We start from the raw sequence: 21224 nt of genomic DNA, 5'->3' as shown, positions 1-21224 counted from the left end.
CTAAAATTCCAATAACTTCCGCACAGTCTCACGGTCTGAATATGCAATCGTTTCAGATATCAATACTTGATAGTCCTCATGACCTTTTCCGGCTACGAGAATGACATCATTTTCAAATGCATTTTCAAAGGCATAATGACAAGCCTGCACACGATTATGGAGGACAATCGCCTTTTCTGGCGAATGCATCCCTTTAAGCATGTCCGCAACGATGCTTTGTGGTAATTCAGATCGAGGATTGTCATCTGTCAAAATAACTTTATCCGCAAGTGTTTCCGAAATCTTTGCCATCATAGGGCGCTTACCCGTATCTCTATCTCCACCACAGCCAAAAATACACCAAAGTTGCCCTTCACAATGGCGTCGCAACGCCGTGAGTGCTTTCCCAAGAGCACTCGGAGTGTGAGCATAGTCAACCACCAACAGGGGTTTATCAGCGCGGTAAAAAACTTCCATTCGACCGTTAACAGTCCGAAGTTGCTGGGCAACATTAACTAATGCTGACTTGTCATAACCAATCCCAAGTAAGGTAGCTAGGCTAAGCAGCAAATTCATTACATTAAATTCACCCACCAATGGTGCCCTGAATTTTCCAGCACCCCAATCCGATGCAAATTCTACCGTCACGCCACTGATGGTGTAATTTACTGATGTAAGCCATAGTTTACGTCCGGAGTAAGCTTTCACGCCCTCTTCAGACAGCGACACCGCAATAGCTTCAGGTATGCTCTCTAACCATTGTGCACCCACCCCATCATCGGCGTTCATAACGAACACTGGTGAACCAAATTTTGTGAATAGACGGAACTTAGCTTCCGCATAAGCTTCCATGCTTCCGTGGTAATCCAAGTGGTCACGGCTCAGATTGGTGAAAATAGCCACATCAAATGTGACTGCTTTGACACGATCTTGTACCAAACCATGCGAAGACACTTCCATTGCAATATGGGTCGCTCCTAGGTGTTGGAATGATGCCAATTGTTGTTGGATATCTACTGCACTCGCTGTAGTATTTAACGACGGCCTTAATTCAGTAAGAAAACCATTTCCTGTTGTACCCATCACTGCGGTGTAACCACCCATCAAATCAATCCATTGTGCAATAAGTTGACTGACAGTGGTTTTACCGTTAGTACCCGTCACCCCGATCATCATCATCCGTTGACTTGGCAATTGATAGAAGCGCGCTGCGATCTCAGAAAGATTAGACTTAAGATCAGGAAAAGTGACAACGGGTACAGTATCATGCATAGTGACACCAAATTGTCCGCCAGTATCGCCTTCATCAGCTATCACGGCCGCTGCACCTGCACTAATAGCATCAGCGATAAAAATTCTCGCATCCAGACTATGTCCCTGAATAGCGATAAATACATCCCCTAGCTCAATCTGACGGTTATCTAATTTAAGTCCAGTAATTTTTTTCTCTGGTACATATTCTAACCATGGCGCCATAAGTTCATTAAAACTTATCTCGTGCATCAGCTATTCTTGTTTGTTTTTGCAGTCTGCAACATGGTCAGTTTCCCATCAGGCGGGACATTCAATATCTGTAACGTACTTTTCATAACTTCAGAAAAAATAGGAGCCGCTACTTGACCTCCGTAATACTTATCACCCTGTGGTTCGTTAATCACCACCACCATGGCAATACGAGGAGCGCTAATCGGTGCAATGCCCGCCGTGTAGCCAACGTAATCATCACCATACCCACCCCTAATAGCCACTTTGGTCGTACCTGTTTTCGCCCCAACACGGTACCCCGCCACCGCAGCACGACGTGCACTACCACCTTTTTCGGTCACTGATTCTAGCATATCTAACACCTTGCGAGTATTTTTCCTCGAAACCACCTGTTTACCTAGGACGACAGATTCAGTTTTTAAAATTGACAACGGACGTTTAACACCTTCACTACCAAGAACAGCATACGCGCGTACAAGCTGAGTAGGCGTAATAGAAAAGCCATAGCCAAATGACAAGGTCGCACGTTCAAAATCAGACCAACTACGACGATAAGGATAAAGACCGAGAGACTCACCCACCAAATTTACACCCGTAACATCGCCTATACCGAAAATACTGTATAAACCCAACAAGGTTTCCACAGGCATGGACAGTGAAAGTTTACTTACACCAATGTTACTAGATTTCCTAAGAATACTACGTAGATCAGCTTTACCAACTTTCGTGACATCTCGTACCTTTGAACCACCGATCGACATGACACCATTTCCGGTATCAATGATGGTATTTTCGTCTACGACACCGTTTTCTAATCCTGCCAATATCACCAAGGGTTTAATGGTTGAACCAGGTTCGAATACATCAGTGATAGCACGATTCCGCATCTTATAGCTTTTCAGATCAGCTCGATTATTAGGATTGTATGATGGAACATTGACCATGGCGAGCACTTCTCCTGTACGCACGTCTACCATCACCAACGAACCTGATGTCGCACGATAGTCTGCCACAGCTTGTTTGATCGCACGATAAGACATTGCTTGCAAACGCTGGTCAATACTCAATTGCAGTGGTTTTCCTTCATTAAGAACTCCAAGAGATAGATTTTCAACCACACGGCCATATCTATCTTTACGTACAATACGACGTCTTGGTTCTCCACTGAGCCAGTTATCATACCCCCGCTCAATCCCTTCTAATCCACGACCATCAATCCCCGTCACTCCCACTAGATGCGCGCTGACTTCACCCGAAGGGTAAAAGCGACGAGACTCTTCCTTAAGACCAATACCCAGAAGTTTAAGGCCTTTGATATAATCACACATCGCGGATCCAACTTGACGTTGGAGATAGATAAACCGCTTATTTCTATTTTCTTCAATACGCACTAACATCTTCTTACGATCAAGACCCAACACATCCGCCAATGCATTCCAACGTACGGTATCAACCAAACCATCATTTCTGAACACTTGTACAGGATCTGCCCAAACGGCTTGCACTGGCACACTCACTGCCAATGGCTCTTCATTCCGATCCGTTATAATACCACGCGCAGAAGAAAAGGATTTTACCCGTACAGAACGTAAATCGCCTTCATAACGAAGGCGGTCTGGCTCAATCACCTGAATAAAAGCAGCGCGCGAAATCAATGCTAGAAACACGAAAGAAACAAAAAAGCAAACCGTCACGAAGCGCCATTTGATAAAAATTGGTGCTGGTTTTTTGGTTCTATAATTGACTTCTTTCTTTTTTCCCTTAAACACTATCGACTCACTATGATTTCGCGTTTACTATCGGGGCGTCTCATATTCTGACTTTTCCGTGCCATACTTTCAACACGGCTGTGCTCTGACAATGCGTACTCCTCTAACAGTTGATTCCGCCATTCAACCTCTAAACGTTCTTGCTCCATTAACAACTGATCATTATTAGCAATCGTAGTACGCGTTTGCTCCGTGACATAAACGATACTTAATGCCGAAAATAAAATCAAAATAAACAGAATAGATGGAACCTTACCTACCGTAATAAAGTCGTGGATAATTTGCTTAATTAAGCTCGGATTAGACAAGATCAATCACCTATCTTTTCGGCAACACGAAGCACAGAACTCCGTGAACGCGGGTTTTTTGATATTTCCAGATCTGAGGGTTTTAGTGCCTTACCCACCAATTTCAAACGTGCACGACCCATTTCACTAATTTGAGCCTCAGTCATTGGCAAGCCATATGGTATATCTGGCCCTTTACTTTGTTGACGCATGAAACGCTTCACCATACGATCTTCCAGTGAGTGAAAACTGATTACTGACAGACGCCCTTCAGGTGCTAATACATTAAGTGAACTTTGCAATCCAATCCTAATTTCATCCAACTCGCCGTTGGTATGAATACGTATCGCTTGAAAGCTACGTGTAGCTGGGTGCTTCTTTTTTTCTTTGATTGGAGATACGTTGGTAATTAGTTGAGACAATTGTAAGGTGCGCGTTAATGGAGCTTTTTGTTTGTCCTTCCTATGCTCCACAATAGCGATAGCGATACGTTTAGCAAAACGCTCTTCACCGAACACTTTCAACACCCATGCAATTTCCTCCGTATTCGCCTCTTGCAACCACCGTGCTGCTGGAACACCAGAAGTAGGATCCATACGCATATCTAATGGCCCATCTCGCATGAAACTAAATCCTCGCTCAGGATCATCTAGCTGAGGTGACGAAACCCCGAGATCCAACAGTACACCATCAATCTGACCATTTTGACTACGATCTTCCATGTATTGTTGGATATTAGAAAAAGGGCCATTAATAATATTGAAACGGGGATCAACAAGGTTTGCAGCTTCTGCAATCGCTTGTGGATCACGATCTATACTGAAAAGACGACCATTTTTGCCAAGACGTGACAGAATCTCTCTACTATGACCACCACGGCCAAAGGTTCCATCAATGTAAATACCGTTTGGTTTTATTGCTAAACCATCAATGGATTGATGAAGCAGTGCGGATATGTGTGAGAAATTTCCTGACATAATATTTACTACCTAAAGCGAGAGTGCGGCAAGTCTAAAACTCAACCTCTCTGCTGATTCCGCTTAGAAGTTGAAGATCTTGATAGATCTGCTGTTGTTCCAAGGTACTAAGCCACAAGTCCAAACTTGTTTAATTGTCCAGTTAACATTTCATTATTGGGTGAATACTGCATGATCCCGCAAAGTAGGTGCAATCATAACCCGTCCTTAATCATTCATTTTACATCAAAATAAGTGACCGGATAAGTAGCCCTTAGAATCTTCACTAGGCGAGATAAAAACTAGAAATTTAAGTCAGGTTAACTTTAATACTCGTCTATTCTGACAGGCAATTCCCAATTATCCAGACAAACGTACCATCACAACAACGGTCTAGTTTTTCCCGATAACATTTCGGCAATTCTACACAGCACTTAGTATCGAGTAAAACAACTGAAACTCGCCTTAACATACTGTTTTCTTGCCTTTCATACCAGAATAATCCACTTTGATTTCACACTACCCCACTGGGGTATCCGAGATTTCTCTCGAGTGCTACAAATCAGCATTAATCTGTTTGTCCGTGTTTTAAAAAAACGCACACTACGCTATGTAACAACATTCCCTCTTGATGTACAGAAAGTAATATTTATCTGCGAAGTAGATAAGCAATGGTCTTTCCCGGGAAACAAGCATACCGTCGTCAGCTTTAGTATACTTGTGAGCCTCGATTGAAAAATGATTGCTCACGCATTCGATGGTCATAGAAGAGAAATATTTAATTTATTTTTCACCTGTTATCTATATTCAATGTTGTATTCTGGTGCACGAACAATTTCAATATGTACGATATCCTTCCCGCGAATAAACACCTAGCTAGCAAGCTTTATACACAACGCATTAAGAGGTAAATTTTACCCTACCTACACGCCTGAAACGATTCAATCTAGGAACGGTTGGATACTCAAAGTCAACGGAAAAACACGATACGGTGATAGGGTTATTCATTGAACGTGAGTATTATCTTTAAATCATAATCAACTTATTAAATACATGACATCTACGTATCATGAGATACACAAAAAGTATAGGTAATCCACGTATCCGTTTCTCGATAAAATTTAACGAAATATTAACAAACTCAAAAGATTATTCATCTAATAAGTCCATCTTTATTAAAATTAGAGAAGGCGAGCTAATGCTCGCCTTCTGTTTATGAGTTGAGTTGGCCTATAAGCCGGGTTTTGTACCGAAATACGGTGGTAGCCATTCGTCTAGGCCTACAATCACTCATAGGCTCGAGCAACCTACCCATCCTCAACGCGAGCCGCGCTCATAAGGATCTATTTGGTCTTGCTCCGAGTGGAGTTTACCATGCCACTAACTGTTACCAGTCGCGCGGTGCGCTCTTACCGCACCCTTTCACCCTTACCTTTACTCAAAAGAGTCATCGGCGGTTTACTTTCTGTTGCACTCGTCGTAGACTTTCGCCCCCCAGGTGTTACCTGGCACTCTGCCCTATGGAGCCCGGACTTTCCTCCCCTTCGTCGGTCTGCCAAACTGCAGCGACAAAGCAGCGACTACCCAGCCAACTCATACGCTTGATTATATAGAAGTTACCACCCCTAATCTAGAGTTAAATAAAATCCTATTGATGAAGATTGTTCAATCCCCACCTATAGAGCACATTTTTCTTAACACAGAAAAGTTTAGCCGCAATAGCGGCTGCTTTCTTTAGTGGTAATTCTTTCACTAACAATACCACTGCGTTGGTAGCTTCCAACGGTAAATCATTTTTCTTTGCACGGTGACCCGCAACCAATAACACCATTTCACCACGAATTCTGTTGGTGTCCTCATCTATCCAATCAATGATTTCAGATAAAGGCCCACCACGGATAGTTTCAAAAATTTTCGTTAGTTCACGAGCTAACACCACAACACGCTCTCCACCTAATACTGCTAGCATATCGTCAAGTGCATCAAGAAGACGATTCGGTGATTCATAAAAGATCATGGTTCGTGGGTTTTGTGCAATTTCAGTGAACTTATTCCGTCGACCTTTGCTTTTCGTAGGAAGAAAGCCTTCAAAGCTAAATCGATCAGAAGGTAATCCAGATGCACTCAGTGCAGTAATCACAGCACATGCCCCCGGTAACGGAACAACTTTGACACCCGCTTGATGACAACGTGACACTAAGTGGTAACCTGGATCAGATATCAACGGCGTGCCTGCATCAGAGACCAATGCAATGGTTTGCCCAGAGATCAGTTTTTCTATCAAGATATTTGCTTTATACTGCTCATTGTGGTCATGAAGCGAGACAAGTCTGGTCGTTATACCAAAATGTAACAGTAATCTTCCTGTGTGACGGGTATCCTCAGCAGCAATAATTCCAACATGCTCCAAAATTGATAATGCACGCTGTGTGATATCTCCCAGATTTCCAATCGGTGTCGGTACAATATACAAAGTTGAGGTGTCAACCATGGTTGAAGTTTCATCAGTCATTTGTTTCACAACCATTCTGTTATTAATATAATAGGTAACAAGTTATATACAGAAGATATTCATGTGTAAAATAACCCATAAGCTTGAAGCTATATCACGAATTATCTCACCAATTGCGCTAGCATTGGCGCTTTCGTCGTGTATGATCATCCCATCAGTTCTTCGGACGTCTCAATCTGACATCACAACGCCTGCACTTGAATCCTCAACATTCTATTTGCTGAAAGCTGAAGACAGTACCGGTAAAAGAAAGGTCGACTGGTATTTGCTCGCATTAAAAGCACTAATTAAGGAAAAGCAATTTGTACAGTCCGATGTTTTGATTAGTCATTTATCTAAACTTATGCTGACACAACTCCAGCTGTCTGAATGGCAACTCAATCGAGCCAAGCTAATACAGCAAAAAGGTCAACCTCAGATAGCAATAGATAATTTGAATTTCTCACCAAGTTGGCAATTACCAAACCTTCAGTATAAGCGTTACTACCTATTGGAAGCCGAACTTTATCAAACAGTCGGCAATCTCCCAAGTTCCTTACTTTCTTACACTGAGGCCTACCCTTATCTTGCAGAAACCTTTGAGAAGGAACAAAACTGTGAACGAGTTTGGGCTTTGCTTCTGCAAATGAAACCGAACGAACTCAAGGAACTTGCCGAGCATAGCAATAAAATACTGTCTGCTTGGGTCAAATTAATGATCTTGTTGCATCAATATGACGGACGACCAGCAGAACAACAGTACGCACTAAATACGTGGTTAATCGAAAACAGAGGGCTTCCCACAAATCAATACCTACCAAAGAATCTGAAGAGACTTCAAGCGATGAATATCATACGCCCAGAGCGTATTGCTATATTACTGCCTCTAAGTGAACAATTTTCAGCGCAAGGTGAAACCATTCGAAATGGCTTTATTCAAGCACTCCTTGACAATAAAAACTCAGAGAATCCCGCTACGATGTTTTATGATACTAATGCGATGTCTATGACAGAGATCGTTTCCAAAATGAAAAGTAATGGTGTTCAATTTGTTATTGGACCTCTACAAAAAGACAAGCTAGATTCCTTTCTTATCGCCAGTCAACATGCATACCCAACACTTGCCTTGAACATCCCACAAGATGCAACTATCAAGACGAATGTCTGTTTCTTCACTTTGTCACCTGAGCAAGAAGCTGAACAAGCAGCACTTCATATTGCGCAAAACCAACACCGTTACCCTCTTATAATCGCAGAGGATAATCAATTTGGTCACCGAGTCAGTGAAGCGTTCTCTAGGAAATGGCAAGAAATCACGGGACATACCGCCGAAAAGGCATTTTTCAAAAACCTTGCAACCCTGCACAAAACAGTTCAACAGGTGTTTGGCCTTACTGAAAGCCAAAGTCGCATTCAACAACTTAGGCAAATCCTAGATCTTGATATAGAAGCAGAACAACGAAGCCGACGTGATATTGATGCAGTGTATTTGATTGCCAATACTAGCGAACTCACTTTGCTCAAACCATTCATAGAAGTAGCAATCAACCCTAATGTCAAACCACCAAAACTGTATGCTAGCTCGCGCAGTAACAATCGACTAAATGGTGTAGATAAAGTGGGTGAACTTAATGGTATAGAATTCAGTGAGATGCCTTTGCTGGTTAAAAAAGACCATCCAATTTTCGTACGTTTCCATCAAATGTGGCCTGAACTTGGCAATGGCATGACACGTTTATACGCCCTTGGAATGGATGCATATTCACTGATTGAAGCATTACCGCAAATGCAAATATTCCCAGAATACCGTTTTGAAGGCCAATCAGGTATGCTATCTTTAGGTGATAACTGTATTGTACATCGAACAGTATCATGGGTAATGCATGGAGATTAGAGCATTGTTTCTACACACTAAAAATCAAAAACTAAGTGATAAAAAACTATCGATTTCCATAAGCGCCTTGCAGGTCTTAATTTAAAAAATAATTAGGATTAAATTCCCATAGATAGTAATAGGCGCTTTAAACAAAGCAAGCTTAAATTGACCATGATAGATCGTCTTGTATCATATTTAATGAGGTGGAATTTAAAAATTTAGCATCAGTTAATTAACCTTTAGCTGCTATCTCTGCAAATAAACAAACGCCTCATCTAACGCATATCATCGCCTATGTATTGCTAATTAAACAGGGAGGTAGCAACAAGTCCTAAATCTATTTCTGATAGGCTGACTTTTGAGGGCAACTTAAACTCTGTAAACTAGTTCACGAACATTTTATTCGAAGGGTAACCAATGCTAGAAAGCATTAAAGGAAGCTTCACCGAAAGCATTCAAACGCAAATTGCAGCAGCAGAAGCGCTGCCTGAACCGATTTACAAGGCCGCAATGATACTAGTTCAATGTCTTCTTAATGGTAACAAAATTCTATGCTGTGGCAATGGCGGCTCTGCTGCCATTGCCCAACATTTTGCATCCTGCTTGCTCAACCGATTTGAAACAGAGCGCCCCAGTCTTCCAGCGCTTGCACTTTCTGCGGATACAGTAACCCTGACGGCCGTAGCAAACGATTATCACCATAATAAAATATTCTCCAAGCAAGTCCGTGCTTTTGGACAAGGTGGTGACGTACTTTTGGCCATATCTACCAGCGGTAACAGCAAAGAGATTATTAAAGCGATAGAAGCTGCAGTAACCCGCGATATGGCAATTATCGCTCTGACAGGTAAAGACGGGGGAGAAATAGCAGGGTTGCTCGGGCAACAAGATGTAGAAATTCGTGTACCTTCTCAACGTACAGCTCGCATTCAAGAAGTCCACTTGGTTACCCTCCATACCCTATGTGATCTCATTGATCATAACTTATTCCCAACACATGGTGAATACTGATAACTGGAGATAACTTATGGGAAAAAGAACCTTTCTCCTTGCAAGCGTGTTAATGTTAAATGCCTGCTCTTTGATCTATGAACAAGATACTCGCAGTACAAAAATAGAGTGGGAAGATAGGCAGATTTCCATGAAAATTGCGGGTATAGTGAACAGGGCATCTTTTATAGATAGCATTCGGGTCAACGCTGCTAGCTATGCCGGAAAAGTACTCTTAGTCGGCCAAGCAAAAACTGAATTACTTAAGCAATCTCTGATTACTAAAATTAGGGAACTAGATGGTATCGAGATTGTTTATGATCAAATCCGCATCAAAGTACCGCTCTCTCTCTACGAGGTCAGCAAAGATACATGGCTAACCGCAAAGGTAAAATCTGCGATAATTAGCAGTAAAAGGTTACGAGACGTTGACATCAAAGTCATCACGGAGGACAGGGAAGTGTTCTTATTAGGGTATGTATCCAGAGAACAAGCCAACGACGTGGTTGAAATAACTCGAAATATAAGCGGAGTAAAGCGAGTAATTAAAGGATTTCAGTACAATGAGGACAAAGCGGAAAAAACAAATAAACCGCATCATGTAAGATAAGAGAAAGGCGGTCATGTCTACAATAAGTTAACCTCAGATCTGCATAAGCGCTTACTTATCAAATCCAGTCATCTGGATGCTCGGCTTCTTTGGTTGAAATGAATACGCGATAAGCCCCACCAGCAAGTTGACCATAAAGCTAATACAACTACGGTGCCGAGAATACTTGATTTAGGATATATTTTTTAGTTAGTCAAAAACGGTTTCAATAATAAATTGTTTCCGGAGCATCAGGCGGTTCCAAAGTTTCATTACTTTGGGTTTAATGTTTTTTACATCCGTTATCAGTGTCACTCTCTTGTTTGAAAGTTCCCGCTCCAATGGACCAGAGATATAACCTTTATCTCCGTATAAATACCCCAAAATCTCGTCAACCATTTCCGACACAGCCTTTCTATCATCAACGTTAGCCGTCGTCACTTTGACTGAGATAATGCCACCTTGGTCATTGATAATAAGGTGTAATTTGAAACTGAAAAACCACCCCATAATTCCTTTTCCTCACTTCTCGGTACTTTTAAAACCTGATATCTGAGAATACGGAGGTTGTAACAAACCTGTAGCTTAGACGACTCAACGAAGACAATCCCTGTTGGCCTTGCCTGACGGTGAATGAGATAAGAGCAAAGCAGAACCAGAACACCTTGCATGAGCTTGCGCATCCTTGTGTAGCTAACTAATCCAGGAAATTCGTTGGTGAGGTAGCGACAAACAAAGTAGATGTAATAGATTTTGAAGTCTCGACACCCAGATTGATGGAAAGCTATCACTATCGTCATCACTTCGATAACTGAGAAGGCTTGTTTTTTTATTTGACACCGGAAGAAATTAGGTATTTTTCCCAAGCAGGGAGGGAAATCTGGGCAGAAGTCATCGATATCGACAAAACAGCGTCTAACTTATTCATACCCAAGTTCTTATGCAGTCAATAGTTTTTTTAAACGATCAGATCGCAATTTGGGAACTTAGTTCATTTCTTATGCGCAGTTCAGGTTAAGTTATTAGGCAAGTCAGCATGACCATTAACAGGGTCGCACTGGTGTATAACATACAAATACCATTCCTTATCAATAGTGCTGATCACCATGAGAAAATTAGGGATTTTATACAGTTTTATTGATTAATATAGCTCTATAACGCACTAATCCAAATCTTTTTTACAGTTTTAATTTGTTTGCTGGCAAATAGGCATACCGAGTCTTATAACTTTGTTTATCACTTTCATATTGGCCAGCACTCCACCAACTTAAGCATTGTAATTAACCTAAGCTGAATATAAAAAATAAACTAAGTTCCCAAATTGCGATCTGATCGTTTAAATCAAAGAATAAGTCACAGAAAGACTTTAACATGGCTAAGTTAGACGTTGTTCTACCGATATTGACGATTTCTGTCAGGTTCCCCTTCCTATTTGGAAAAACACCTGATTTTAGGTTTCAAAAAAGAAATAAATCTTCTCGCCTTTCAATCAGTGAAGTTATGTCGATTATTATATATTTTCATCAAAGACCAAATCAGTATCATGTTGGTAACGGTAACAAAAGCCAATATTGATGACAGAAAACCCTTGCCTAATATGACCAGATAATCTATGGAGATAACTCTATGTTAGATAGGGGATATCTATCTAGTTTCCTTAGAAATATTCGCCAAAAAATGGGTTGCTTTCATCGCAAACACACGGAATAACATGAAATTAAAGGTAATGAAGATTTAGGATCATCTGATATTTAGAAAACGATTGATCATCGAGGTAGTCTTTAATCAGATAAAAAAACATATCCCAAATAGAGTATTCTCGGCACTGAAGTGGAGTGAGTTTTATGGTTAACATTATTGCTAGACTTATTTCTATACGTTCAAACCAGAAAAATCTAGCCTTAAAATTACTCGGTTTGAAAAAGTCGCGCTTATACAGATTTGAAGTTACCTATTAAAAATATGACTGAGAAAGGCAGCCTCTCAGCTGCTTTTTATTTAGCGAAGGGTAATGTCGATCTGCCTCTCAGTTCCTTATCAGAAGATGTAGATTGTTGATTCATAGACTCATATGTATCTACGAACCCAACGATGTATTTTACTTTCTCAAACTCACCCCAATATACAGAATGCTCAAAGTTAAAAATAGTCCCAGCGTCGTTTTTACGCAGACAAGTCCCATAACCATACAGATCAGTATTGTCACCAGTAGTTGGTCTATAACCAACCGTAAAATACTCGTAACAAGTAAGCATGTCGTGATTCAAGATTTTTACTATTCTTTATTGACCCGCTAAACGCATTTCTCGCTCGGTTTCAGTCAATGATGCTAAAAACGAATCACGTTCAAATACACGTGCCATGTACGTTTTAACTTCTTTGGCACCCTGACCAGTAAGTTCAATACGCATGACCGTCAATCGCCACAATAAAGGTGTCAAATAACAGTCAACTAAACTGAATTCTTCGCTCATAAAAAATGGATATTCCGCAAATACAGGCGCCAAAGCCAGTAGCTCTTCACGAAGCTGCCTACGGGCTTTATCTGCTTCCTCTTCATTACCTTTTTCAATTTTCCCAATAAAGCTGTACCAGTTACGTTCAATGCGGTACATCATCAGGCGGCTATTACCCCGCGCCACAGGATAAACAGGCATCAAAGGAGGATGAGGAAAACGCTCATCTAGGTATTCCATGATAATCTTCGCGTCATACAACGCTAATTCACGATCAACCAAAGTTGGTACCGAATTATATGGACTTAGGTCCAATAATTCTCCTGGTAGGTTATTTGGATCAACAAGCTCAACCTCATGAGCTACACCTTTCTCTGCAAGAACAATACGCACCTGATGGCTATATATGTCTGATGCGTCGGAATACAACGTCATCACCGAGCGTTTGCTAGCAGCAACAGCCATTAACTCCTCCAGAATATTTCATCATTAGTATGAACAATAGAGACACTTATTCTCCATTGTAGATCAGAAGCCAGTTAGCCTAACCGATCAATGCACATCACGCCAATACTCTTTTTTAAGCAGGATAGCCAATACAAGGAATATTAACAAAAATCCGATAACCCAATAACCAAGTTGCAACCGTTCCAATTTATTTGGCTCTCCAGAGTACTCGAGAAAGTTAACCAAATCGAGAATCGCGGCGTCATATTCTTCTGGACTCAGCTCACCGTTACCTAAAGATTTAATATCAACAAACTCTTCAACTAACTGACCGTCAACCATTACTGTTTTATATAGTTTAATGGGTGTACCCTGTAGTTCCTCAAGAATATGCGGCATGTTGACACTAGGAAACACGGTATTATTCACCCCAAACGGTCGAGATGGATCTGCATAAAACGAACGGAGATACGTATAAATCCAATCGGTACCACGTACCCGAGCTACTAAGGTTAAATCTGGCGCTGGAGTACCAAAGAATCTTGTAGCATCATCCATAGAAATAGCATTGGTAATCAGATCACCAATTTTAGCATTCTTATTAAATACCAAGTTATCCAACATCAGATCATCTGGAATATCAAGGTCATTTGCGATACGTTCATAGCGCTGATACTTCGTAGCATGGCAACCAAAACAATAGTTCATAAATATCTTTACGCCGTTTTGTAGAGAGACTTTATCTGATAAATCATTATTCGCAACATCCAAGTAAACTTGAGCACCTGCTGCCAAAGTAAAATAAGGCAATAGTGTAAATAAAATTACAAACCACTTCTTCATTTATAGTGCACTCTCTCCGGTAATAGTTTTGTTACTTCGTTTTTGCTGTAAAATAACAACAAAACAAAAAACATGAAGTAACCAAAGCTAAAGATCTGAGCCAACAGTGTGTAAGATGTTGTTACCCGTAATGTACCAAGAATACCTAATGCACAAAATGAAATGATGAACTGAATAATGTTTACCTGATGGCACATGCTACGATAACGGTAAGAACGCTTTTTACAACGGTCTAACCACGGCAACAGGAAAAGAAACACGATCGACAGTCCCATTAACAACACGCCAGACAGCTTGTCTGGAACTGCACGCAAAATGGCATAAAACGGAGTAAAGTACCAAACAGGTGCAATATGCTCAGGTGTCTTTAATAAATTAGCAACTTCAAAGTTAGGTGACTCGAGAAAATAGCCTCCCATTTCTGGATTAAAGAAAATGACATAAGCAAACAAAATTGAAAAGCATACCACACCAATCAGATCCTTCACTGTTCCGTACGGATGGAAAGGAACAGAGTCGATGATGTCATATTTCTTGGTATAGTAACTGTGGAAAGAGAATTCTGTTTTGTAATCTTCAGTTTTACTGCCCTTAGGCAATTTGGTTTCAATACCGTCAGGATTGTTTGAACCCACTTCATGCAACGCAAGTATATGCAAGACAACCAATAATAGAATGACGATTGGTAAAGCGATAACGTGTAGTGCAAAGAAACGATTAAGAGTCACACCAGACAAAACATAGTCACCACGAATCCACAAGGTTAAGTCGTCACCAATAACGGGAATTGCACCAAACAGAGAAATGATTACCTGAGCACCCCAATAAGACATCTGTCCCCATGGAAGCAAATATCCCATGAAGGCTTCTGCCATCAAAGCCAAAAATATTAACATGCCGAAGATCCACAGAAGTTCACGAGGTTTCTGATATGAACCATAGATTAGGCTTCGGAACATGTGCAAGTAGGTCACAACAAAAAAGGCAGATGCACCTGTAGAGTGCATATAACGAAGCAACCAACCGTATTCCACATCACGCATGATGTATTCAATTGATGCAAAAGCCCCTTCCGCGGAGGGGTTGTAACTCATAGTCAACCAAATACCTGTCAATAGTTGACTTACTAGCACAAACATGGCCAACGAGCCAAAAAGATACCAAAAATTACAGTTCTTTGGCATCGGATATCCAGATAGATGCTTTTTATACGCATTCATTACTGGAAGACGTTCTTCAATCCAGTTAGATAAACTATCCATCATGCAGATGCCTCGTCATTACCAACTATAATACGGTTATCATTAATATACGTGTAAGGTGGGATCAGCAGATTAAGGGGTGCAGGAACACTCTGAAAAACACGACCCGCCATATCAAACTTAGAGCCGTGACAAGGACAGAAAAAACCTGAAGTCACACCTTGATCCTCCTCACCAAAACCGACTGAGAGATACGTTGGCGAACAACCTAGGTGCGTACAAATGCCAACAGCAACAAAAAGTTCTGGTTTAATAGAGCGATAAATTGCAGTGATATACTTAGGCTGCTGTGGTTCTAGTGAGTCTGGATCGCGAAGCTTACCACTAATTTCTTTTAATTCTCTCAGGGTTTGTTCGCTACGACGCACTACCCATACAGGCTTTCCTTGCCAAACAACCCTGCTTAATCGTCCTTCTCTGACCTTGCTAATATCAACTTCGATCGGCGCACCTTCTGCCTTTGCTTTAGAGCTAGGGTTCCATGAACTTATAAAAGGTACAGCTACGGTTACTGCACCTACAGCACCAACCACAGCAGTCGATAAAGTTAGGAAACGGCGTCTACCCGAATTCACTGGTGTATTGCTCATCCAACATTCTCCCATGTGCTCCGGCATGGTTTCTTATTTCTATCCATATGCATACTTGGAGTGTACGGCTAAATCAAAAAAGATATCCTTACCGAGCCGGTACCTGCGTAAATAAAATCAGACCATCTCAAGGTGATCTATCTAATATATTGATTAAATAATAAGCATAACCCCACTTTAGAACAAGGAAAAGCTAATCTTTTATAGAAATTATGAGGTTTTTAATATTCTTCTAGGTGTTGTTGATTAAATCAACCTAAGATCTGCATAAGCACTTGCTTATCAAGCCGAGTCATCTTGACACTCGGCTTTTTTAATTGAAATGAATACGCGATGAGCCAAGCCAGCTTGTTGACCATAAGCTGATACAATTAAGGTGCCTAAAATCCTTGATTTGGGATATGTTTTTTAGTTGGTCAAAAACGATTTCAATAATAAATCTTTTCCGGAGCATCAGGCAGTTCCAAAGTTTTATCACTTTGGGTTTCATATTTTTTCACACCCGTTATCAGTGTCACTCCCTTGTCTGCAAGTTCTCGGTCCAATGGATCATAGATATAACCTTTATTTTCGTATAAACACCCTCAAAGATCATCAACCATTTCGGATACAGGCTTTCTATCATCCACGTTAACCGTCGTCACTTTGACTGAGATAATGCCACTTTGGTAATTGATAATAAGGTGTAATTTAAAACTCTAGAACCACCCCATCGTTCCTTTTCCTCGCTTCGCAGTACCTTTAAAAATCTAATATCTAAGAATGCGTAGGTTGTGACAAACCTGTAGCTTAGACTAATCAAAGAAGGCAATCCCCGTTAAGATTGATAATCGAGTTATCATTATAAATTTACCATGCAAGTTCTTCGCTGATGTTGACGGGAAATTCCACAGTTATCCCATCGCGAAATGATTTTAAATGGAACAGTCGTTTCTGGCCAAATATCTGCCACGATATCGAAGGCGTTCCTAAAACTAAGAATAGGTTGATTATCTATATCGATAATCAAGTCGTTAACTTTTAACCCCGCTTGTTTTGCTGGACTATTTACTTCGATGTTTGTAATCATAATGCCTACTTAACTGTTCAACATCGAAAATACTTGCCATTCTTGGGTTTACTGCTCGCCCTTCAATGCCAATATATCCTCGAATAACACGTCCATCAGCAATAAGTTTCTGCATAATTTTAACAGTCAAAGAAGAGGGGATGGCAAAAGAGATACCATAAGTTTCAAGATCGGTAGCTTGTTGAAAAGAAGCAGTATTAATCCCCACCAATTCACCACGACTATTTACCAGTGCGCTACCTGAGTTATCACGATTAATTGCGGCGTCAGTTTGGAGAAAGTCTTGTTGTCGGTTGCAACTAATCCCTAGGCGACCTTTAGCAAAAATTATATCAAAGGTGGTGGTTTATCTAAGATTGTAGGGGTTACCAATGGCTAGAACAACATAGCTGACAGCAGGTTTGTAACTGTCATTGAAGGGGATAACAGGTAAGTTATCCTGCTCTATTTTGAGGACTGCTAGATCTGTATGCCGGTTTTTACCGACCAGTTATGCAGTACGAATTCAGCAGTCTTGCAGAGCAATGATTATTTGATCGGCGCATGCAACAACGTGATAATTTGTCATAATGTAGCCTTTGTCGTTTATTATGACACTTAAACCTAAACCTTCAGTATTAAGTTGTAGTCGGTTTTAACTACTTATAACAGCGTGTATATATATTCACCACTACAGGGGAGGCGCGTCGAACAGCATAGTTATAGGAAAGTAAAAAAGAGTTAATCTCGGATTGAGTGAGCGTTACTTCCTACACCAACTTATTTGTTTTTAGTAATGGGAATGTGGCAATAAACACTCTATAAACAAACCAGACGCACCATAAAATGTAGCATTCCACTCCTAAACAAGGTTGTTATTATCAAGTTACCGATCATAGCATCGAAACATGGATAAAATAGATATTGAAAGGGAGCCTAAGTGAAACAGACTCCTTTATTTTGAGGATTGTAACTAGCGGATAACTAGATACATTGTTGAATCACCGCGTTTAATATTCAGTGCAAGTATGTTTGGTTTGACCTCTAAAAGTCTTTCTAGATCACCGATGCTATGTACAGCCTGCCTATTAAGGCCAACAATGATATCACCCTTTTTGAGGCCATAACGAGCCGCAATAGATTCTTTCTCTACACTGGATACACGGACTCCTTTTACCTTACTTTCAGAATTATCCTCCAGTTCAGCACCTGTTAGTGCTTCATGAAAGGTTTCTGCTTTTGCTTTAACACTGTCTTCTTTCTTTAGAATTACGCTGACGGTTAAATCCTTTCCATCTCGGATTAACCCGAGTGTAGCTTCCTTACCTGCACCTAATGTGGTAATTTTAGCTCGGAGTTCACTGAAGGTACGGATTGTTTTACCGTTTACCGACACGATGATATCACCTGCTTTGATGTTTGCTTTATCTGCCGCTGTGTTTGGAAGGACTTCACTGACAAATGCACCGTGAGTAGTTTTGTAACCAAAAGTTTCGGCGAGTTCGGTGGTCAATTCTCCACCTTTGACACCTAAAACCCCACGTATAACCTCCCCGAATTCAAGAATCTGTTCAATGAGGCCTTTAGTCATATTCACAGGAATAGCAAACCCTATTCCAACATTGCCACCATTTGGTCCCATAATCGCGGTGTTGATACCGATGAGTTCTCCATTTAGGTTGACAAGCGCACCACCAGAATTACCACTATTGATAGCAGCGTCAGTTTGGATGAAGTTTTCTACATTTTCGAGGTTGAGGCCACTGCGGCCAAGTGCAGATATAATTCCCAATGTAACGGTTTGACCAAGGCCAAATGGATTCCCAATGGCGATGGCGAAATCACCCACACGCAAGGTGTCAGAGTTGGCAAATTCTATTTTGGTAAGATTCTTTGCTTTTTCGAGTTTGAGTAACGCAACGTCTGATAGACTATCACTGCCAATGAGTTGCGCATCGTATTCTCTCCCATCATATAATTGAACGCTTATTTTTTTTGCACCATCAATGACATGATGATTGGTGATTACATACCCTTTATCTGCATCTACAATAACTCCTGAACCTAGACCCCTAAATGGCCGTTCTTCGATTCGTTCTGAGGGAAAATTTGGGCCAAAGAAGAAGCGAAAAGACTCTGGGAGGCGTTGTTTTGAGGTGTGACTACCCTCTACAGATATACTCACAACTGCAGGACTAACAGATTCAAGCATAGGAGCCAAGCTTGGTAGACTATCACCATAAACAGCTACAGAAAAAACAGCAGCAGGTAAGGCAATAAAAGATATACTAAAAGTGAGTACCAATGCACCCAACAAAGATAAAGCTTTTTTTTTCATAAACACTCCCATTTATTACTACTCGGTACGGTCTAAGAGTGGAGGTAATTAGAAAAGTTCAATACCGCATTAGGTTATAATTGTGATCATTAGGTTATAATTGTGATCTAGTTAACTTATCGTGCCTGTTTTATTTGCATTGCCAAGTATCCCCGTCGATTTATCTGAATAATCACGAGGTGGTTCTTGAGGAACTTTTTGCTCAATGGAGATGTCTGATAGCTTACTAACACGTTTAGCAAATGGATTATCTTGCTCTGGTAGATTAGGCATTAGTTCTGCCGTTGTGGTTGCCAAATGTTGATATAGCCTACTGTAATCACGATAAATATTATCCAGAAGGTTAGCGCTTTGGGCAAAATGATCAACCAGTTCTTGCCTGTATTGTTCTAGCTCATATCTTGATTTTTCAAGTTCTTTTCTTAGACCTTTCTGATGGGAGTTACTACATATTGTCAATCGGGAAACAAGGAAACCAATGACCATACCAATGATCATAAAAACTAGCGAGTTGATCCAAGTCATGACTACTCCTTAATGTTTTATAAATTTATGGATAGCCGAGAATCTTTATGGTTCTACCTAATCAGAGGGATGTCGCACGTAATTCCCTTAATGCTCTTTTTTATTATAACATGGCAAAAGTTACACAGGGTACTACTGATTTTGAGAACACATATGTCTTCATCTACAGTTAGGTTCAGAAAATGACACCGTCAGAGAAATACCACAAAGACGTGCAACACTCAGATTTTTATGAAGATCCATCTCAGAAACATGCTATCATGTTATTGGATGATTTATACCATCGTCTTGTACACAGGGTTAATACCCCCACAGAAAAACATCCATTATGGCAAAAGATGTTTAGAAAAAAAACAAAAAGAGTACAGCCAGAAAGAGGTATTTACTTGTGGGGAGGTGTGGGTCGAGGTAAAACGTATCTCGTTGACACCTTTTTTGAATGCCTGCCTTTTGAAAAAAAGATACGCCTGCACTTCCATCGTTTTATGCAGCGTATTCATCTTGAGCTACAAGCACTTCCTGGCGAAATAGACCCTTTGAAGAAAGTCGCCGGAAAACTTGCTGATGAATCTCATATAATCTGTTTTGACGAGTTTTTTGTCTCTGATATTACGGATGCAATGATTTTAGGGAGGTTAATGGAAGCGTTGTTTGAACGTGGTATTTGTTTAGTCGTGACGTCCAATATAGTGCCCGAGAACCTTTATCTAAATGGTTTACAGAGAATCCAGTTCCTACCCACGATTGCGTTGCTTAATAAGCATTGTGAGGTTGAGAACGTAGATGGTGGAACCGACTATCGTTTACGTACCCTTGAGCAAGCAGAAATTTATCATTACCCACTAGACATGAAAGCTAAAACAAATCTTGAATTGTATTTCTGTAAGCTTGCAATGGCACCGTACATCGAAGATCACGTTATAAAAATCAACAACCGCTTGCTTAAAACAATCAGAGAGGTGGAAGGAGTTATTCATTTTGATTTTTCAACGCTTTGTGATGCACCTCGCAGCCAATGGGATTATATCGAGATTGCACGTTTGTACCATACAGTTTTCTTGTCAAATGTATTACAAATGGGAATATGCAAGGATGCTGTAGCAAAGAGATTTATTGCCATGGTAGACGAATTCTACGAAAGAAATGTCAAGCTAATTATTTCAGCAGAGGTGACCTTAGAGGATTTGTACTTGGATGGACGGCTGAGCTTTGATTTTAAAAGATGTTGTTCTCGCCTAAAAGAAATGCAAAGCTATAGTTATTTAGCCTTAAAACACCTACCATGATATGGCA

At 40.6% G+C, this 21224-nt stretch carries 18 protein-coding genes, 1 other RNA gene and 3 pseudogenes; 6 read left to right on the top strand and 16 right to left on the bottom strand.

Annotation, left to right across the window (positions count from 1 at the left end; translation table 11 throughout):
- Genes murE through rsmH form a run of 4 tightly spaced genes read right to left on the bottom strand, consistent with a single transcriptional unit; the run spans position 1 to position 4497 of the window.
- On the bottom strand, positions 1 to 1482 hold the full coding sequence (gene murE, locus BTN49_RS03955) for a UDP-N-acetylmuramoyl-L-alanyl-D-glutamate--2,6-diaminopimelate ligase (protein ID WP_097356099.1): 1482 nt from the start codon (positions 1480 to 1482) through the stop codon (positions 1 to 3).
- Positions 1482 to 3233: a penicillin-binding transpeptidase domain-containing protein gene (locus tag BTN49_RS03950; RefSeq protein WP_097356098.1), complete on the bottom strand. Its 1752-nt coding sequence runs from the start codon at positions 3231 to 3233 to the stop codon at positions 1482 to 1484. The genes murE and BTN49_RS03950 overlap by 1 nt, the downstream gene beginning before the upstream one ends.
- Positions 3233 to 3544, bottom strand: a complete 312-nt coding sequence (gene ftsL, locus BTN49_RS03945; RefSeq protein WP_097356138.1) for a cell division protein FtsL — start codon at positions 3542 to 3544, stop codon at positions 3233 to 3235. Before ftsL ends, BTN49_RS03950 begins: the two co-directional genes overlap by 1 nt.
- Positions 3544 to 4497 (bottom strand): 16S rRNA (cytosine(1402)-N(4))-methyltransferase RsmH, encoded by a 954-nt coding sequence (gene rsmH / locus BTN49_RS03940; RefSeq protein WP_097356097.1) that lies wholly within the window; start codon positions 4495 to 4497, stop codon positions 3544 to 3546. The genes ftsL and rsmH overlap by 1 nt, the downstream gene beginning before the upstream one ends.
- Before the next feature lie 764 nt (positions 4498 to 5261).
- On the opposite strand from rsmH, the gene BTN49_RS20300 reads away from it, so the two are divergent.
- On the top strand, positions 5262 to 5387 hold the full coding sequence (locus tag BTN49_RS20300; RefSeq protein WP_097356137.1) for an IS1 family transposase: 126 nt from the start codon (positions 5262 to 5264) through the stop codon (positions 5385 to 5387).
- A gap of 11 nt (positions 5388 to 5398) precedes the next feature.
- Positions 5399 to 5506: pseudogene (locus tag BTN49_RS20295) on the top strand (IS1 family transposase); the annotation flags it as partial.
- Positions 5507 to 5693: 187 nt separating this feature from the next.
- On the opposite strand, the gene rnpB reads toward BTN49_RS20295, so the two are convergent.
- Both rnpB and rsmI read right to left on the bottom strand, forming a co-directional pair.
- Positions 5694 to 6072, bottom strand: an RNA gene (rnpB, locus tag BTN49_RS03920) — RNase P RNA component class A.
- Between the two features lie 52 nt (positions 6073 to 6124).
- Entirely contained in the window at positions 6125 to 6988 is an 864-nt protein-coding gene (rsmI, locus tag BTN49_RS03915; RefSeq protein WP_097356096.1) for a 16S rRNA (cytidine(1402)-2'-O)-methyltransferase, read from the bottom strand.
- A gap of 142 nt (positions 6989 to 7130) precedes the next feature.
- On the opposite strand from rsmI, the gene BTN49_RS03910 reads away from it, so the two are divergent.
- The 3 genes from BTN49_RS03910 to BTN49_RS03900 all read left to right on the top strand — a co-directional run bounded on the left by BTN49_RS03910 (position 7131) and on the right by BTN49_RS03900 (position 10443).
- Positions 7131 to 8861, top strand: coding sequence for a penicillin-binding protein activator (locus tag BTN49_RS03910; protein ID WP_241896439.1), 1731 nt, complete (start codon positions 7131 to 7133; stop codon positions 8859 to 8861).
- A gap of 399 nt (positions 8862 to 9260) precedes the next feature.
- Positions 9261 to 9854 (top strand): phosphoheptose isomerase, encoded by a 594-nt coding sequence (locus BTN49_RS03905; RefSeq protein WP_097356094.1) that lies wholly within the window; start codon positions 9261 to 9263, stop codon positions 9852 to 9854.
- Between the two features lie 16 nt (positions 9855 to 9870).
- Positions 9871 to 10443, top strand: a complete 573-nt coding sequence (locus tag BTN49_RS03900; protein WP_097356093.1) for a BON domain-containing protein — start codon at positions 9871 to 9873, stop codon at positions 10441 to 10443.
- Positions 10444 to 10494: 51 nt separating this feature from the next.
- On the opposite strand, the pseudogene BTN49_RS20290 reads toward BTN49_RS03900, so the two are convergent.
- The 10 genes and pseudogenes from BTN49_RS20290 to zapG all read right to left on the bottom strand — a co-directional run bounded on the left by BTN49_RS20290 (position 10495) and on the right by zapG (position 19931).
- Positions 10495 to 11350: pseudogene (locus BTN49_RS20290) on the bottom strand (IS982 family transposase).
- Between the two features lie 1354 nt (positions 11351 to 12704).
- The gene (gene sspA / locus BTN49_RS03885) at positions 12705 to 13343 is read right to left on the bottom strand and encodes a stringent starvation protein SspA (RefSeq protein WP_097356091.1); all 639 of its coding nucleotides are present in this window, start codon (positions 13341 to 13343) and stop codon (positions 12705 to 12707) included.
- 87 nt (positions 13344 to 13430) lie between these two features.
- Positions 13431 to 14168: a cytochrome c1 gene (locus BTN49_RS03880; protein WP_097356090.1), complete on the bottom strand. Its 738-nt coding sequence runs from the start codon at positions 14166 to 14168 to the stop codon at positions 13431 to 13433.
- Complete coding sequence (locus BTN49_RS03875) at positions 14165 to 15430, bottom strand: cytochrome b (protein ID WP_097356135.1); 1266 nt, start codon at positions 15428 to 15430, stop codon at positions 14165 to 14167. Before BTN49_RS03875 ends, BTN49_RS03880 begins: the two co-directional genes overlap by 4 nt.
- Positions 15430 to 16020 carry a ubiquinol-cytochrome c reductase iron-sulfur subunit gene (petA, locus tag BTN49_RS03870; RefSeq protein WP_097356134.1) on the bottom strand — a complete coding sequence of 197 codons (591 nt, stop codon included), beginning with the start codon at positions 16018 to 16020 and terminating at the stop codon, positions 15430 to 15432. Before petA ends, BTN49_RS03875 begins: the two co-directional genes overlap by 1 nt.
- Positions 16021 to 16271: 251 nt before the next feature.
- Positions 16272 to 16838 (bottom strand): annotated as a pseudogene (locus BTN49_RS21895) (IS982 family transposase); the annotation flags it as partial.
- A gap of 23 nt (positions 16839 to 16861) precedes the next feature.
- Positions 16862 to 17089 carry a PDZ domain-containing protein gene (locus BTN49_RS20275; protein WP_394336633.1) on the bottom strand — a complete coding sequence of 76 codons (228 nt, stop codon included), beginning with the start codon at positions 17087 to 17089 and terminating at the stop codon, positions 16862 to 16864.
- Positions 17064 to 17348 (bottom strand): hypothetical protein, encoded by a 285-nt coding sequence (locus BTN49_RS20270; RefSeq protein ID WP_394336634.1) that lies wholly within the window; start codon positions 17346 to 17348, stop codon positions 17064 to 17066. Before BTN49_RS20270 ends, BTN49_RS20275 begins: the two co-directional genes overlap by 26 nt.
- A gap of 693 nt (positions 17349 to 18041) precedes the next feature.
- On the bottom strand, positions 18042 to 19406 hold the full coding sequence (locus BTN49_RS03850; RefSeq protein WP_097356088.1) for a Do family serine endopeptidase: 1365 nt from the start codon (positions 19404 to 19406) through the stop codon (positions 18042 to 18044).
- A 111-nt stretch (positions 19407 to 19517) separates the two neighbouring features.
- Positions 19518 to 19931, bottom strand: a complete 414-nt coding sequence (zapG, locus tag BTN49_RS03845; RefSeq protein WP_097356087.1) for a Z-ring associated protein ZapG — start codon at positions 19929 to 19931, stop codon at positions 19518 to 19520.
- 182 nt (positions 19932 to 20113) lie between these two features.
- Here zapG and zapE point away from each other — a divergent pair, with 182 nt between their 5' ends.
- Positions 20114 to 21217, top strand: a complete 1104-nt coding sequence (gene zapE, locus BTN49_RS03840) for a cell division protein ZapE (RefSeq protein ID WP_097356086.1) — start codon at positions 20114 to 20116, stop codon at positions 21215 to 21217.
- Positions 21218 to 21224 lie beyond the last annotated feature (7 nt).

The organism is Candidatus Enterovibrio escicola (assembly GCF_002464935.1).
Classification (GTDB): Bacteria; Pseudomonadota; Gammaproteobacteria; order Enterobacterales; family Vibrionaceae; genus Enterovibrio; species Enterovibrio escicola.
This window is presented reverse-complemented; position numbering and strand designations above follow the sequence as displayed.